Origin of the sequence: Cardiobacterium hominis (genome assembly GCF_900637305.1) — a bacterium.
GTDB lineage: Bacteria > Pseudomonadota > Gammaproteobacteria > Cardiobacteriales > Cardiobacteriaceae > Cardiobacterium > Cardiobacterium hominis.
Genome location: NZ_LR134365.1, coordinates 504835 through 518640 on the forward strand (window position 1 = coordinate 504835; position 13806 = coordinate 518640).

Here is a 13806-nt window from a genome sequence, read left to right on the forward strand (position 1 = left end):
GAAGCTCCTTGATTGATATGAATCGGAAATGTTCGTGGAATGGATGAATCCGTAATCAAGGCGCTTCGCGCATTATGGAAAATGCGGGTTGTTTGTAAGACAGTCCCACCAATACAGGAGGTTATGATTCAAGGTACGGTTGGCGGGCGGCGCAAGATCATGATGTTTTTTTCAGTCATTTCACGATTGTGGGGAAAATAAAGGGGGCATTGTCGAAACAACGCCCCCCGATGTGCGAGTTATTATGCGATCGGTTCGAAGCGTGAAGTGAAGAAGCGGAGCAACTTCGGTTCGTAAACCATCTTCATGCCTTTAATGTTGTCGCGGTGTTTGAAGAGTGAAATAACGCCTTCAGCCACGTGATCCAGGTGCGCATAAGTATAAACACGACGCGGAATGGTCAGACGCACCAGTTCCAGTTTCGGTTTGTGGTTTTCACCAGTCACTTTATCGCGGCCTGCGGATACGATACCGCGTTCCATACTGCGTACGCCAGATTCAATATAAAGTTGTGCTGCCAAGGTTTGTGCCGGGAATTCTTCTTGCGGAATATGCGGGAAGAATGCTTTGGCATCGAGGAATACCGCGTGACCACCTACCGGCTTAACGATCGGCACACCGGCTTCTTCCAGTTTTTGTGCGAGGTAGTAGCACTGGGCAACACGGTGTTGGATATAGTGGAAGTCCACAGATTCGGTAATACCGACTGCCATCGCTTCCATATCACGACCGGCCAAACCGCCGTATGAAGGCATACCTTCGTACAATACGACCAGTTCGCTGGCTTTTTGATAGAGGTCGTCATCGTTCATGCAGAGGAAGCCGCCGATGTTGACCAAGCAGTCTTTCTTACCGGACATGGTGCAGCCGTCGGCATAGCTCATCATTTCTTTCAGAATTTCGCGAATGGTCTTGTCTTTGTATTCCGGCTCGCGTTCTTTGATGAAGTAAGCGTTTTCGACGCAGCGGGTCGCGTCAAACATCACTTTAATGCCGTGTTTGCTGCAAAGCTCGTGGACGGCGCGCATGTTTTTCATGCTGACCGGCTGACCGCCTGCCAGGTTTACGGTAACGGCAACGCAAACATAAGGAATCTTGTCGGCACCGACTTCGTCAATCAGCGCTTGCAGTTTCTTGATATCGACATCGCCTTTGAACGGCAAATCCGCTTGGGAATCGTGCGCCTGGTCGATGATGATGTCGCGGAAAGTCGCGCCATTGCGTTCCTGGTGCGCACGGGTAGTGGTGAAGTACATGTTGCCCGGAACATAGTCGCCCGGTTTGATCATGATGGTAGAGAGCAGGTTTTCTGCACCACGGCCTTGGTGGGTCGGGACGACGTGTTTGAAGCCATAGTATTCACGCACGACTTCTTCCAGGTGGTGGAAGTTGCGGCTACCGGCATAGGCTTCGTCACCAATCATCAGGCCAGCCCATTGTTTGTCGCTCATCGCGCTGGTGCCGCTGTCGGTCAAGAGGTCGATGTAAACGTCTTTGGAATCAAGCAGGAACGTGTTGTAACCCGCTTTTTTCATATATTCCTCACGCTGTTTGCGATCGGTCATGGCGATCGGTTCAACCGCTTTGATTTTGAACGGCTCGGCCGGGTATTTTTTCGGATAGTAGTTGCTCATGGCTAAACTCCTGGACTGTTTACAAAAACCACATCATGACACCCGTCATGACGGATACTTTTCGCCCGTTGCCGGGCAAATAGGTTAAAGATGCTCAATCTTTGTTGGCGCGAATCTTAGGCATTTCGCCCACAGGTGTCAACATCTCATCACATCAAAACAACATATTTCCACAACTTTCCACGCCATAATGCGGGTAACCGCTGGTAAATTATGCGAAAAAATTTTTCACATTTTTTAACAACGGCGGTACGACATAGCCTTTATGACCCGCAAATGGCTGAAAGCGAAAACATCACCTTGCGCGCACGGGCAGCGTGACCTCTTTGCGCACGTCCAGCTCCGGCGCTGTTCAGTTTGTGGTGAAAACGCTACAAATCCACATCCCCTTGCTCATACCTACGCGGCGGCTTTCCACAAAGCCATCTTGCGCACACAAAAAACGGCGCCGAAGCGCCGTTTGGTTTTACCCGCCCTTGGGAACGGGATTGAGGAGAGGGCACACGCCCTGCTTCCGCTTAATCGTCCATGCTGACCGCGACAATACCGCCAGCATTCATGCCGCTCGGTTTGAGGCCAATGAAGAACAGCGCCGTCAGCGCAGCGGCAACCACCGCACCGCTTACCATCGCCGCATCCCACAGATGCTCACCGAAGCCGACCTTCGCCCAGACCCAGCCGAAGCCGATCTTCTGGTCGAAGAACAGATAACTGGCGCAGACTTGCGTCATAAAGACCGCCGGAATCGTGCAAACCCAGTGGAATTTCTGATGGCGATAGAGATAAGCCGCCGCCGTCCACAACATAATCGTCGCCGTAGTTTGGTTCGCCCAGCTGAAATAACGCCACAATACCGTGAAATCGACGCGGGTCAGAATAACGCCAACGACAAACAGCGGAATGGTGATTAGCAAACGCTTGCCAATCTTGCGCTGATCCGTGTCCATATAATCGCCGAGGAATTCGGCAATTTGCAGACGCGCGGCGCGGAAAGCCGTATCGCCGGAAGTAATCGGCAATACGACGACACCCAATACTGCGAGAATGCCGCCGAAAGTACCGAGCATACTCATTGCCGCATCATAAACGACTTTGGACGGCGTACCGGCATCAATCGCGCCTTTCAATGCCTGTACTTCAGGATAGAAAGAAAGACCGACCATACACCAAATGAGGGCAATCACCCCTTCGGTAATCATCGCGCCATAGAAAATGAAATGGCCTTCGCGTTCATTTTCCATGCAGCGTGCCATCATCGGTGTTTGTGTCGCGTGGAAACCGGAAATCGCACCGCACGTAATGGTGACGAAAATTAGCGGCCAAATCGGCAGGCTATTGGCACCCGGATGGAAATTCTGGAAGAAATTACTCCAGGAAACGCCATCTTGCAGGCCAACCGTTTGAAAGAGCGGGATTCCTTCAAAAAGCAGACCAAAGAGCATACCGCCCGTCATGAACATCAACAACGCGCCAAAAAGCGGATAAATACGGCCAATGATCTTGTCGATAGGCAGCAACGTCGCGATGATGTAATACACGAAGATAATGCAGACCCAAGTCAGCACCAGATTATCGTGCTGCGGATTGCCTTTCATGACCGCATCGCCGGAGCGTTCCAAAATCTGCTCGGTAATACTGGTCAAAAGTCCGGCGGGGCTGGTAACGAATACTACACCGACCAGCACCAGCAAAATTAGCGCAATGACGTTAATAATGTGCTTCATCGGCATCCCGATATAGCGGCCGGACATCGCCGGAATGGAAGCGCCATTATTGCGCACGGAAATCATGCCGCAGAAATAATCATGCACCGCACCGGCAAAGACACAGCCGATGACAATCCACAGCATCGCTACCGGACCATAAAGTGCGCCCAGAATCGGACCGAAAATTGGCCCCGTCCCGGCAATATTCAATAATTGAATCAGCCAGATTTTGGTGCGCGACATCGGTACATAGTCCACGCCGTCGGCATGCGTATGCGCCGGCGTCGAGCGCTGCGGTTTGATACCAAATACCTTCACCATCAGCGCGCCATAAATGAAATAGCCTGCCAGCAGCAAGGCCACACAGAAAAAAAATAAAATCATACTTACACTCCTGAAATAAAAAAATCAAAATTCTTGCGAATCCTGCCGGTCTTTTTGCGCCTGCCGCCGCGTGTCTTCGTTCAGTTTTTGCAGACGGTCCGGCCGCAAGAGCGGCGGATCTTCTTTGATGAACGGTACACAACGCCGACAGCTGCCTACTTTGGAAAATCCGGCTTCATCGTAGAACTCGTTGTATTTGCGCCATAGCCACTTGAACAGGTTTTCACCGTCTTTGCGCATCGAATCACCTCGCTACGTTAATTTTTGCACATTATACCCGCAATCTTTACCCGCACTTCATCAGAAAAACTGTGCCTTATCGCCGGTTTTACGCCTTCGCCGCCATCGCGCCTGCTTGTATAATGCGCGCCGTCTAACTTCTTGAATCATCATCAGGCATTAACATGAATTTCCTGCATAAATGGCTGCAACGCCGGGTCAGCCCCGCCGGTTTTGAGCGCTTGAGCGCCGCCGTGCTGCCGTGGCTTGCCCCGCTTGCCTGGGCGCTGCTCGCGGTGGGCGCCGTCTGGGGGCTGGCGTTTGCGCCGATGGATTATCAGCAGAAGAACAGTTTTCGCATTATTTACATCCATGTACCGGCGGCGATGTTGTCGATGAGTATTTATGTGTTGCTTGCGCTGGCCTCATTGCTGTTTTTTGTCTGGCGCAGCCGCATCGCCGCCTTTTTCGCCCGCGCCGCCGCCCCGTATGGCGCGCTGATGACCGCCGTCGCCCTCGCCACCGGCGCGATTTGGGGCAAGCCAACCTGGGGCACGTTCTGGACGTGGGACGCGCGTCTGACTTCCGAGCTGATTCTGCTTTTTTTGTATCTCGCTTATATGTTGTTGCAGGCGAGTATTGAGGAGCGCGACCAGGCCGACCGCCTTTCTGCCATCCTCGCCATTGTCGGCGTTATCAATATTCCCGTGATTCATTATTCGGTGCTGTGGTGGAATTCGCTGCATCAGGGCGCGACGCTGTTCCGCGCGGGCGGCCCGTCCATTGATGGCACGATGCTCTGGCCGCTTATCGTCATGCTGCTCGCGTTTTATGCGCTGTTTGCGGTGTATATTCTGCGCGGCGTCGGCAATTTGATTCTGGAAGCCCGCATCCGGCGGCAGTTGGAGGGTTCATGAGTTTTGCCAGTTTGAGCGAGTTTTTCCGCATGGGCACGCACGGCGTGTATGTGTGGACGGCTTATGGCCTGACGCTTGCCGCCCTCATCGCCATTCATGTGTATGTCTGTCGCCGCCAACGCCGCCTGCGCCAAACCCTCGCAACCCTGAAACGCCACGATGACGCCCGCCAGAACTAAACGCCTCACCCTCATCAGCCTGATTTTTGCCGCTTTCGCCGCCGCCGTCGCGCTCTTGCTTTATGCGATGCAAAATGATCTGAACCACTACTATTCGCTGCAAAGCGTCGCCGAAAAGGCGGTGCCGCTGGAGCAGCCCGGCATCCGCGTCGGCGGTATGGTCGAGGAGCATTCGCTCACGCGCGAGGGTGACAGCCTCACCGTGCGTTTTCGCATCACCGATTTTCAGCATCCGCCGCTTGCCGTCACTTACACCGGCATCCTGCCCGACCTGTTCCGCGAGAAACAAGGGGTGATTGCGCGCGGCACGCTCGGCGCGGACGGTGTTTTCCGTGCCGATGAAATCCTCGCCAAGCACGACGAGAACTACATGCCGCCGGAGGTACAGGCAGACATGCAGCGCAGCGGCTACCAGCACCAGAGCCAGCAAAAATAAAATTTTTTCAAAACTATGACGGATACCGAAACAAGGCGAACAGCCGGGGACAAAATTTCGCCTGCCTCTTGTTTGCTGCCCCCACCCCAGCCCTCCCCCACGGAGGAGGGAGCCTTTCCGCTATTCGACCAGCCGTTGCGTGCTACACAAATAGAAGCAGCGCCGAAGCGACGAACGAAAACAAAAGTCCGCATGCCTGCCGATTTTCCCCCTCCCCCGTGGGGGAGGGGCGAGGGCACCCATGAAAAAGGCGGCAGCCTTTTTCATGGGAATCGAGGGGTGGGGGCAGGGATACACCCGACGATTAAAATCGCAGCAACCTGGAGCGCCACCTAATGCTTGTCGAAACCGGACACTACGCCCTGTGGCTGGCGGGCGCGATGGCCTTCCTGCAGGCCCTCCTGCCAACCTTCTGCGCCGACCGCCGCACCGCCTGCGCCCTTGCCGTCAGCGCCGCAAAAACACAAAGCGCGCTGCTCACCTTCAGCATCGCCGCCCTCGGCTACGGCTTTATCGCCAACGACTTCGCGGTGCGCTACATCGCAGCGCACAGCAACAGCTTGCTGCCGTGGTACTACCGCCTCACCGCCGTCTGGGGCGGGCATGAAGGCTCGCTGCTCCTCTGGATAGAAATCCTGGGACTGTGGAGCGCGGCGCTTGCCGTGCGCAGCAAGGCGCTGCCGGACGACCTGCGCGCGAAAATCCTCGCCGTCCTCGGCGCCATCAGCCTCGGCTTCATCACCTTCATCGGCTTCACCTCCAACCCCTTCAGCCGCGCCCTGCCCGCCCCCTTTGACGGCGCCGACCTCAACCCGCTGCTGCAAGACCCCGGCCTCATCCTGCACCCGCCGCTGCTCTATACCGGCTACGTCGGCTTTGCCGTCGCCTTCGCCTTCGTCGTCGCCGGACTCTGGCAAGGGCGGCTCGATACCCTCTGGCTGCGCCGCGCCCGCCCGTGGACGCTCGCCGCCTGGCTGGCGCTGACCCTCGGCATCGCCCTCGGCAGCTACTGGGCGTACTACGAACTCGGCTGGGGCGGCTGGTGGTTCTGGGATCCGGTGGAAAACGCCTCGCTCATGCCGTGGCTCATCGGCACCGCGCTGCTGCACAGCCTCATCGTCAGCGAAAAACGCGGCGCCTTCCTCACCTGGACGGCACTGCTCGCCATCCTCGCCTTCAGCCTCAGCCTCATCGGCACCTTCCTCGTCCGCTCCGGCGTCCTCACCTCGGTGCACGCCTTCGCCGCCGACCCGACGCGCGGCATCTACATCCTCGCCCTGCTCGTCGCCATCACCCTGCCCGCCTTCATCCTCCTCATCCAGCGCGCCCCCGCACTTACCAGCCGCGCCCCCTACGCCCTGCTCTCGCGCGAAACCGGCATCCTCGCCAACAACTGGCTGATGACCGGCGCCTGCCTCATCGTATTCACCGGCACCCTCTACCCGCTCGCCGCCGACAGCCTCAACCTCGGCAAAATCTCCGTTGGCGCGCCCTACTACAACCGCCTCATCGTGCCGCTCGCGCTCGCAAGCCTCATCCTCCTCGGCATCGGCCCGCTCCTGCGCTGGAAAAACGACCGCGCCCGCCGCCTCGTGCCGCGCCTTGCCGCCGTACTCGCGCTGGCCCTCGCCGCCACCCTGCTCACCCTCACCCTCGCCGACACCTGGCAAACCCGCACCGCGCTTGCCGTCTTCGCCGCGATGACCGCCGCCGCCGCCATCATCGTGGATACCACCGACCGCCTGCGCCACCGCCTGCCCATCACCCGCGCTTACAGCGGCATGACCCTCGCCCACCTCGGCTACCTCATCACCGCGCTCGGCATCACCGCCACCGGCCTCTACAGCAACGAACAAGACCACAGCCTGAAACGCGGCAGCGTCCTCGACTTCGCCGGTTACCGCCTGACGCTGGTCGATTTAGAAACGCGCGAAGGGCCGAACTACACCGCCACCGTCGGCAAAATCCTCGTACAAAAAACCGACGGCACCCCCGTTACCGTCCTCCTGCCGAGCAAACGCAACTACCACAGCAGCACCATGCCGATGACCGAAAGCGCGCGCCACATCACGCCGACGCACGACCTCTACCTCGCCCTCGGCGAAGCCATCAACGCCGACACCTGGGCGGTGCGCCTGCAATACAAACCCTACATCATCTGGATCTGGCTCGGTGCGCTCATCATGGCTGCCGGCGCCGCGCTCGCCGCCCTCCCGCAACGCAAAGTGGGATGAATCCGCCAGACTACCCCCTCCCCCGTGGGGGAGGAACAGGGTGGGGGCAGCAAATAATCCGCACAGCGACCGCACCCCCAGACGACGTAAACAGCTTCCACTCCCCCAATTACCAAAACACCACAGCCCCATGAACCGCAAAACCCTCGCCATCACCCTGCTCGCCGCCTTCGCCGCCCTCATCGCCCTCTTTGTCAGCGGCCTCGGCAAAGACCCGCAGGTACTGCCGTCTGTCACCACCGGCAAAACCCTGCCCGCCATCGACCTGCCCGCCCTTGAGAGCGACCAACAGCGCCACACCAGCGCTGACCTGCCACAAGGCGAACCCTACCTGCTCAACATCTGGGGCAGCTGGTGCCCCGCCTGCCACGACGAACACCCCTACCTGCTGCAACTCGGCAAAGAAATCCCCATCGTCGGCATCAACTGGCCGGCGGACAATGCCAACGAAATCGCAGACGCCACCGCCTTCCTCGCCCGCCACGGCAACCCCTACCGCCTCAACCTGCGCGACGCAAACGGCACCCTGATTACCGACCTCGGCGTCTATGGCGCACCGGAAACCTACCTCATCGCCGCCGACGGCACCATCCAATACCGCCACGCCGGCGCGCTCACCCCGCAGGTTTGGCAAGAACAATTCCAGCCGCTATTAAAGCATCCGTAACAACATCACCCGCACAACGCCCATGACCGCCAAAACCCACCACTACCACACCCGTACCGAATGGACAGGCAACCTCGGCGTAGGCACAGCGCACTACATCGCCTACAGCCGCGACCATATCCACCGCGCCCCCGGCAAAGCGGACATCCCCGGTTCCGCCGACCCCGCCTACCGTGGTGACCCCGCCCGCTGGAACCCCGAAGAACTGCTGCTCGCCGCCGCCTCCGCCTGCCACAAACTCTGGTACCTGCACCACTGCGCCGACCACGGCATCACCGTCCTCGCCTACCGCGACGACGCCGAAGCCGAAATGAACGAAGCCGCAGGCCGCATGACCGCCATCCGCCTCAAGCCGCGCGTTACCATCAGCGCTGCGTCCGACCCGGCACTTGCCCTCGCCCTGCACCATGACGCCCACCGCGATTGCTACATCGCCAACACATTGAACTGCCCCGTCACCATCGACGCCCACATCGAACAAGCATGACCCGCCGCCTCCTCCCCCTCCTCCTTGCCCTCACCCTGCCGCTCCATGCCGCGCTCAACGACGCGCCCGACTTCAGCGACCCGGTCGAAAACACCCGCTACCAGCACCTCATCCAAAACATCCGCTGCCCCACCTGCCAAAACAGCAACATCGCCGAATCCAACGCACCGCTCGCCCGCCAACTGCGCGAACAAATCGCCGCCCGCATCCGCGACGGCGAAAGCGACAGCGACATCAACCGCTGGCTACAAGAACGCTACGGCGACTTCATCCACTACGACCCGCCGCTGAAAAGCCAAACCCTCGCCCTGTGGATCGCGCCATTTGCGGCGATGCTCGCCGCTGTCGCCTGGTGGTGGCACGCGCGCCGCCGCCCTCCCGTCGCCCACCGCTTGAGCGACGCTGAAAAACGCGAATTGCAGCAATGGGTCGCTGAAACAGAAAAAAACTGACCCACGCCCAAGCCACCCCAGGAGAACCCGATGCACAAGCCCCTCTGCCTTGCCCTCCTTCTCGCTGCAACTGCTCATGCCTTGGCCGCAGACGACGCGACCAGCAAGCAAACCGCCGATTTCAGACAATGGCAAAAACGTGCCGATGCCGAACAAGCCGCAGCGGACAGCGCCCTCACCGACCTGCAACAACGTGCAGCGGCAGGCGACGCCACCGCCCAATTTGAACTGGGCGCTCTCTACTATCTCGGTCAAGGTGTGCCGCAGGACTACGCTCAAGCTGCTGTATGGTGGGAAAGAGCCGCCACACAGGATCATGTTGATGCCCAATTTAACCTCGGCGCCCTCTACGGCGAGGGCCAAGGCGTGGCGCAGGACTACTCGCAAGCGCGCGCCTGGTACGAAAAGGCTGCCGCCCAAGGTGATGCCAGTGCCCAACACAACCTCGGTGTCCTTTACGCCGAAGGTCAAGGCGTCGCGCAGGACTACGCGCAAGCACGCGCCTGGTTCGAAAAAGCCGCTGCCCAAGATGATGCCAATGCCCAAAACAGCCTCGGTATCCTCTATAACAACGGCCACGGTGTCGCGCAGGACTACGCCCAAGCACACACCTGGTACGAAAAAGCAGCCGCCAAAGGCAATTCCCATGCCCAATACAACCTCGGTTATCTCTACTACGAAGGCAAAGGCGTCACGCAGGACTACGGGCAAGCGCGCGCATGGTGGGAAAAAGCCGCTGCCCAAGGTGATGCCGGTGCCCAATACAACCTCGGTGTCCTCTACGCCAAAGGCCTAGGCGTTGCGCAGGATTACGGTCAAACGCGCACATGGTACGAAAAAGCCGCCGCCCAAGGTTATGCCCAAGCCCAATACAACCTCGGAGCCCTCTACGGCAATGGTCAAGGCGTGCCAAAAAATAACGCCCAAGCGCGCCTGTGGTGGGAAAAAGCTGCCGCCCAAACAGACAACAAAGAAGCGCAGCAAGCCGCACAGCAGGCCTTGCAAAAAATCCCCCAATAAAGCGGAAACAGACCATGAAAACCCTCTGCCTTGCCCTCCTCCTCGCCGCAGCCGCTGCCCATGCCCTGAGCGACAGTGAAAAAGAAACGCTAATGACCACCGCCGTAGAGGCTTACGAACAGCAGGACTACGCCACCGCGCTGGAAAAATGGCAAACCCTCGCTGAGGCGGGCGATGCCGCCGCGCAAAGCAATCTTGCCGTCCTCTATTACGAAGGAAAAGGCGTAACACAGGATTACGGCAAAGCGCTCGAATGGCTGGAAAAAGCAGCCACCCAAGGCGATGCCCGGACACAAACCAATCTTGGCCTTCTCTACGCCCAAGGACATGGCGTGCCGCAGGATTACGGCAAAGCACGCGAGTGGTATGAAAAAGCTGCTCTTCAGGGCAATGCCGTCGCCCAATACAATTTGGGCGATCTCTACTACACGGGGCTGGGCGTGCCGCAAGACTACGGCAAAGCGCGTGAATGGATGGAAAAAGCCGCCGCCCAAAATGATGCCAGGGCACTATTTAACCTCGGCGCCCTCTACTACAACGGCGAGGGTGTACCGAAGGACATCAACAAAGCCCGCGCGTGGTTCGAAAAAGCCGCCACACAAACGGATGACAAAGAAATCCAGCAAGCCGCGCAGCAGGCTCTTGCAAAAAATCCCCCAATAAAACGGAACCAAACCATAAAAATCACCCTCTGCCTTGCCCTCCTTCTCGCCGCAAGCGCCGCCTATGCCTTGAGTGATAGCGAAAAAGAAACGCTGATGGCCGCCGCCGCAGAGGCTTACGAACAGCAGGACTACGCCACCGCACTGGAAAAATGGCAAACCCTCGCTGAAAAAGGCGATGCCGAAGCGCAAAGCAACCTCGGCATCCTCTACGCCAACGGCCAAGGCGTCGCGCAGGACTACGCCCAAGCGCGTGCGTGGTATGAAAAGGCTGCCGCTCAAGGTTATGCCGCTGCCCAATACAACCTCGGTGTCCTCTACTACGAAGGCAAAGGCGTTGCACAGGACTACGGTCACGCGCGTGCGTGGTTCGAAAAAGCCGCCGCCCAAGATTATGCCGATGCCCAATACAACCTCGGTATCCTATACGCCAATGGCCGAGGTGTGCCGCAGGACTACACTCAGGCGCGCGCGTGGTACGAAAAAGCTGCCGCGCAAGGTGATGCCAAAGCCCAATACAACCTCGGCGTCCTCTACGACGAAGGCAAAGGCGTTGCGCAGGACTACGGCAAAGCGCGTGTCTGGTTCGAAAAGGCTGCTGCCCAAGATGATGCCCAAGCCCAATACAACCTCGGCGTCCTCTACGACGAAGGCAAAGGCGTAACGCAGGACTACACCCAAGCTGCCGCTTGGTACGAAAAAGCTGCCGCACAAGGATTGGTTCAAGCGCAATACAACCTCGGTGTTCTATACCGAGACGGGCAAGGTGTGGCACAGGACTACGGCAAAGCGCGTGCCTGGTTTGAAAAAGCCGCCGTCCAAGGTTTTTCCGCAGCCCAAAGTAACCTCGGTGTCCTCTACGCCAACGGTCAAGGCGTCGCGCAGGATTACGGCCAAGCACGCGCGTGGCACGAAAAAGCCGCCACCCAAGGACTTTCCGCAGCCCAAAGTAACCTCGGTGTCCTCTACGCCGAAGGCCGTGGCGTTGTGCAAGATTACGGTCAAGCACGCGCGTGGTTCGAAAAAGCTGCTGCTCAAGATGATGCCCAAGCGCAATTCAACCTCGGCTCCCTCTACAACGCAGGCCTAGGCGTCGCGCAGGATTACGCCCAGGCGCGCGCATGGTGGGAAAAAGCCGCTGCACAGGATCATGCAAAAGCCCAATACAACCTCGGCGTCCTCTACGAAAACGGCCAAGGCGTAGCGCAGGATTACGCCCAAGCGCGTGCGTGGTATGAAAAGGCTGCCGCACAAGATGATGCCAACGTGCAATACAACCTCGGTATCCTCTACGCCAATGGCCAGGGCGTCGCGCAGGACTACGGCAAAGCGCGTGCCTCGTGGGAAAAAGCTGCCGCGCAAGGCCATGCCCAAGCCCAATTCAACCTCGGTGCCCTCTACTACAACGGCGAGGGTGTACTGCGTGACATCAGCAAAGCCCGCGAGTGGTTCGAAAAAGCCGCTGCGCAAGGCGACGAAAGCGCCAAAGCAGCATTGCAGAAATTCGGCAAATGACACGGCAACGCGTCATAAACCCGCGCCGCGACAAAGCCCGCAACCGCGCCGCTTGGCGGCCATCCTCACCTACCGCACCGCCCGCCCGATGAAATTTGCCCGCTTCCAAAAACCTGCCGCAAAATCCAGTTCCCAAACATCCGCCCCCTGAACACCATGCCCTACCTCCTCCCGCCACTCCTCCTTACCCTCCTCGCCCTCCTGCCCCTGCTGCGCGCGGCGCACCGCCGCTACGCGCCCGCTGATCCTGCCGCCGAGCAGCGCGCGCTGATTGCCGCCTGGCGCGAACAAAACACCGCCGACCCCGCCAACCAGGACGAACACGACTACCGCCTCTACCACGCTCTGAAAAACCTGCGCGCCGGCAAAGCCGCCCGCGCCGCGCGCCCGCCGCGCTGGCACATCCCGGCGATGCTGCTCGCCAGCGCCTGCGCCCTTCTCCTCTGGCAACTGGCCGACCACGCTAACAGCCGCCGTTGGCACGACCTCACCCGCGAACTCGCGCCCGTCCTCCTGCGCAGCCAATACCTCGGCGAAATCGCGCAAATCCCCGCCGAAAGCCTCACCATCTACTGCCAGGCACTCCAACAACGCATCGACCGCAGCGACCCGCAGCAACTCGCCACCCTCGCCCGCTGCTACAACCGCGACAACCAATACCCCATCGCCGCCGACATCTACGCCCGCGCGCGCAAACTCGCGCCGAACGACGCCGCACTCGCCCTCGACTACGCCCAAACCAGCCTCTTTGCCCACCCCGACCGCCCGATGCCGCCGGACATCGAAACCATCCTGCGCGCACAAAGCGGGCAGAATCCGCTCGCCAAAATCCTGCTCGCCGCCGGTTACACCCAAAGCGGCAAAAAAAACCTCGCCGCGCCGCTGTGGGGAGAGCTGCGCCGCGAACTCGCCCCCGAACACCCGCTCTACCGCCTCATCCCCGCCGACAACGACACCCCGAGCGCCAACACCGCAAACGCACCGACCATCACCGTGCACATCCACCCCGACACCCTGGCGAGCCTGCCGCCCACCGCCCGCCTCTACGTGAGCGCCAGCCTGCCGGGCGAACGCATGCCGCTTGCCGTGCGCGCCACCGCCCCGGCGCTAACGCAAACCCTGCAACTCACCGACCGCGACAGCATGACCGGCGAAAGCCTCGGCAGCCGCCCGCAACTCACCTACCGCGCGATCCTGAGCGCCGACGGTAACGTCAGTGGGCAGCGCCTCGCCGAAAAAGAACACACCGCCAGCGGCAACGCCACCCTCACCCTCGAATTGCCGTAAATAAATC

Annotated in this window: 13 protein-coding genes; 10 read left to right on the forward strand and 3 right to left on the reverse strand. The window is 59.3% G+C overall.

The genetic code is table 11. The features are described from left to right. Positions 1 to 242: 242 nt before the first annotated feature. The 3 genes from EL199_RS02250 to EL199_RS02260 form a co-directional block, all read right to left on the reverse strand. Entirely contained in the window at positions 243 to 1634 is a 1392-nt protein-coding gene (locus EL199_RS02250) for a tyrosine phenol-lyase (protein ID WP_004140705.1), read from the reverse strand. A 518-nt stretch (positions 1635 to 2152) separates the two neighbouring features. After that, on the reverse strand, positions 2153 to 3724 hold the full coding sequence (locus EL199_RS02255; RefSeq protein ID WP_004140704.1) for a carbon starvation CstA family protein: 1572 nt from the start codon (positions 3722 to 3724) through the stop codon (positions 2153 to 2155). A 24-nt stretch (positions 3725 to 3748) separates the two neighbouring features. Continuing rightward, a complete protein-coding gene (locus tag EL199_RS02260) occupies positions 3749 to 3964 on the reverse strand; it encodes a DUF5363 domain-containing protein (RefSeq protein WP_004140698.1) in 216 nt (71 codons plus the stop codon). Between the two features lie 164 nt (positions 3965 to 4128). Between EL199_RS02260 and ccmC the strand changes: the two genes are divergently transcribed. From ccmC to EL199_RS02310, 10 genes are all read left to right on the forward strand, one after another. Further along, positions 4129 to 4860 (forward strand): heme ABC transporter permease CcmC, encoded by a 732-nt coding sequence (gene ccmC / locus EL199_RS02265; protein WP_004140696.1) that lies wholly within the window; start codon positions 4129 to 4131, stop codon positions 4858 to 4860. Then, positions 4857 to 5039, forward strand: a complete 183-nt coding sequence (gene ccmD / locus EL199_RS02270) for a heme exporter protein CcmD (protein ID WP_004140695.1) — start codon at positions 4857 to 4859, stop codon at positions 5037 to 5039. Before ccmC ends, ccmD begins: the two co-directional genes overlap by 4 nt. Further along, positions 5020 to 5475 carry a cytochrome c maturation protein CcmE gene (gene ccmE, locus EL199_RS02275; RefSeq protein WP_004140694.1) on the forward strand — a complete coding sequence of 152 codons (456 nt, stop codon included), beginning with the start codon at positions 5020 to 5022 and terminating at the stop codon, positions 5473 to 5475. Before ccmD ends, ccmE begins: the two co-directional genes overlap by 20 nt. Before the next feature lie 335 nt (positions 5476 to 5810). Next, positions 5811 to 7709: a heme lyase CcmF/NrfE family subunit gene (locus EL199_RS02280; RefSeq protein ID WP_004140693.1), complete on the forward strand. Its 1899-nt coding sequence runs from the start codon at positions 5811 to 5813 to the stop codon at positions 7707 to 7709. 130 nt (positions 7710 to 7839) lie between these two features. After that, positions 7840 to 8376 (forward strand): DsbE family thiol:disulfide interchange protein, encoded by a 537-nt coding sequence (locus EL199_RS02285; protein ID WP_004140691.1) that lies wholly within the window; start codon positions 7840 to 7842, stop codon positions 8374 to 8376. Positions 8377 to 8398: 22 nt separating this feature from the next. Continuing rightward, on the forward strand, positions 8399 to 8863 hold the full coding sequence (locus EL199_RS02290; protein WP_004140690.1) for an OsmC family protein: 465 nt from the start codon (positions 8399 to 8401) through the stop codon (positions 8861 to 8863). Then, a complete protein-coding gene (locus EL199_RS02295; RefSeq protein ID WP_004140687.1) occupies positions 8860 to 9315 on the forward strand; it encodes a cytochrome c-type biogenesis protein in 456 nt (151 codons plus the stop codon). The genes EL199_RS02290 and EL199_RS02295 overlap by 4 nt, the downstream gene beginning before the upstream one ends. 30 nt (positions 9316 to 9345) lie before the next feature. Then, positions 9346 to 10335, forward strand: coding sequence for an SEL1-like repeat protein (locus EL199_RS02300; protein ID WP_004140686.1), 990 nt, complete (start codon positions 9346 to 9348; stop codon positions 10333 to 10335). 14 nt (positions 10336 to 10349) lie between these two features. After that, positions 10350 to 12512 (forward strand): SEL1-like repeat protein, encoded by a 2163-nt coding sequence (locus EL199_RS02305; protein WP_004140679.1) that lies wholly within the window; start codon positions 10350 to 10352, stop codon positions 12510 to 12512. 156 nt (positions 12513 to 12668) lie between these two features. Beyond that, on the forward strand, positions 12669 to 13799 hold the full coding sequence (locus EL199_RS02310; RefSeq protein WP_126315967.1) for a tetratricopeptide repeat protein: 1131 nt from the start codon (positions 12669 to 12671) through the stop codon (positions 13797 to 13799). Positions 13800 to 13806 lie beyond the last annotated feature (7 nt).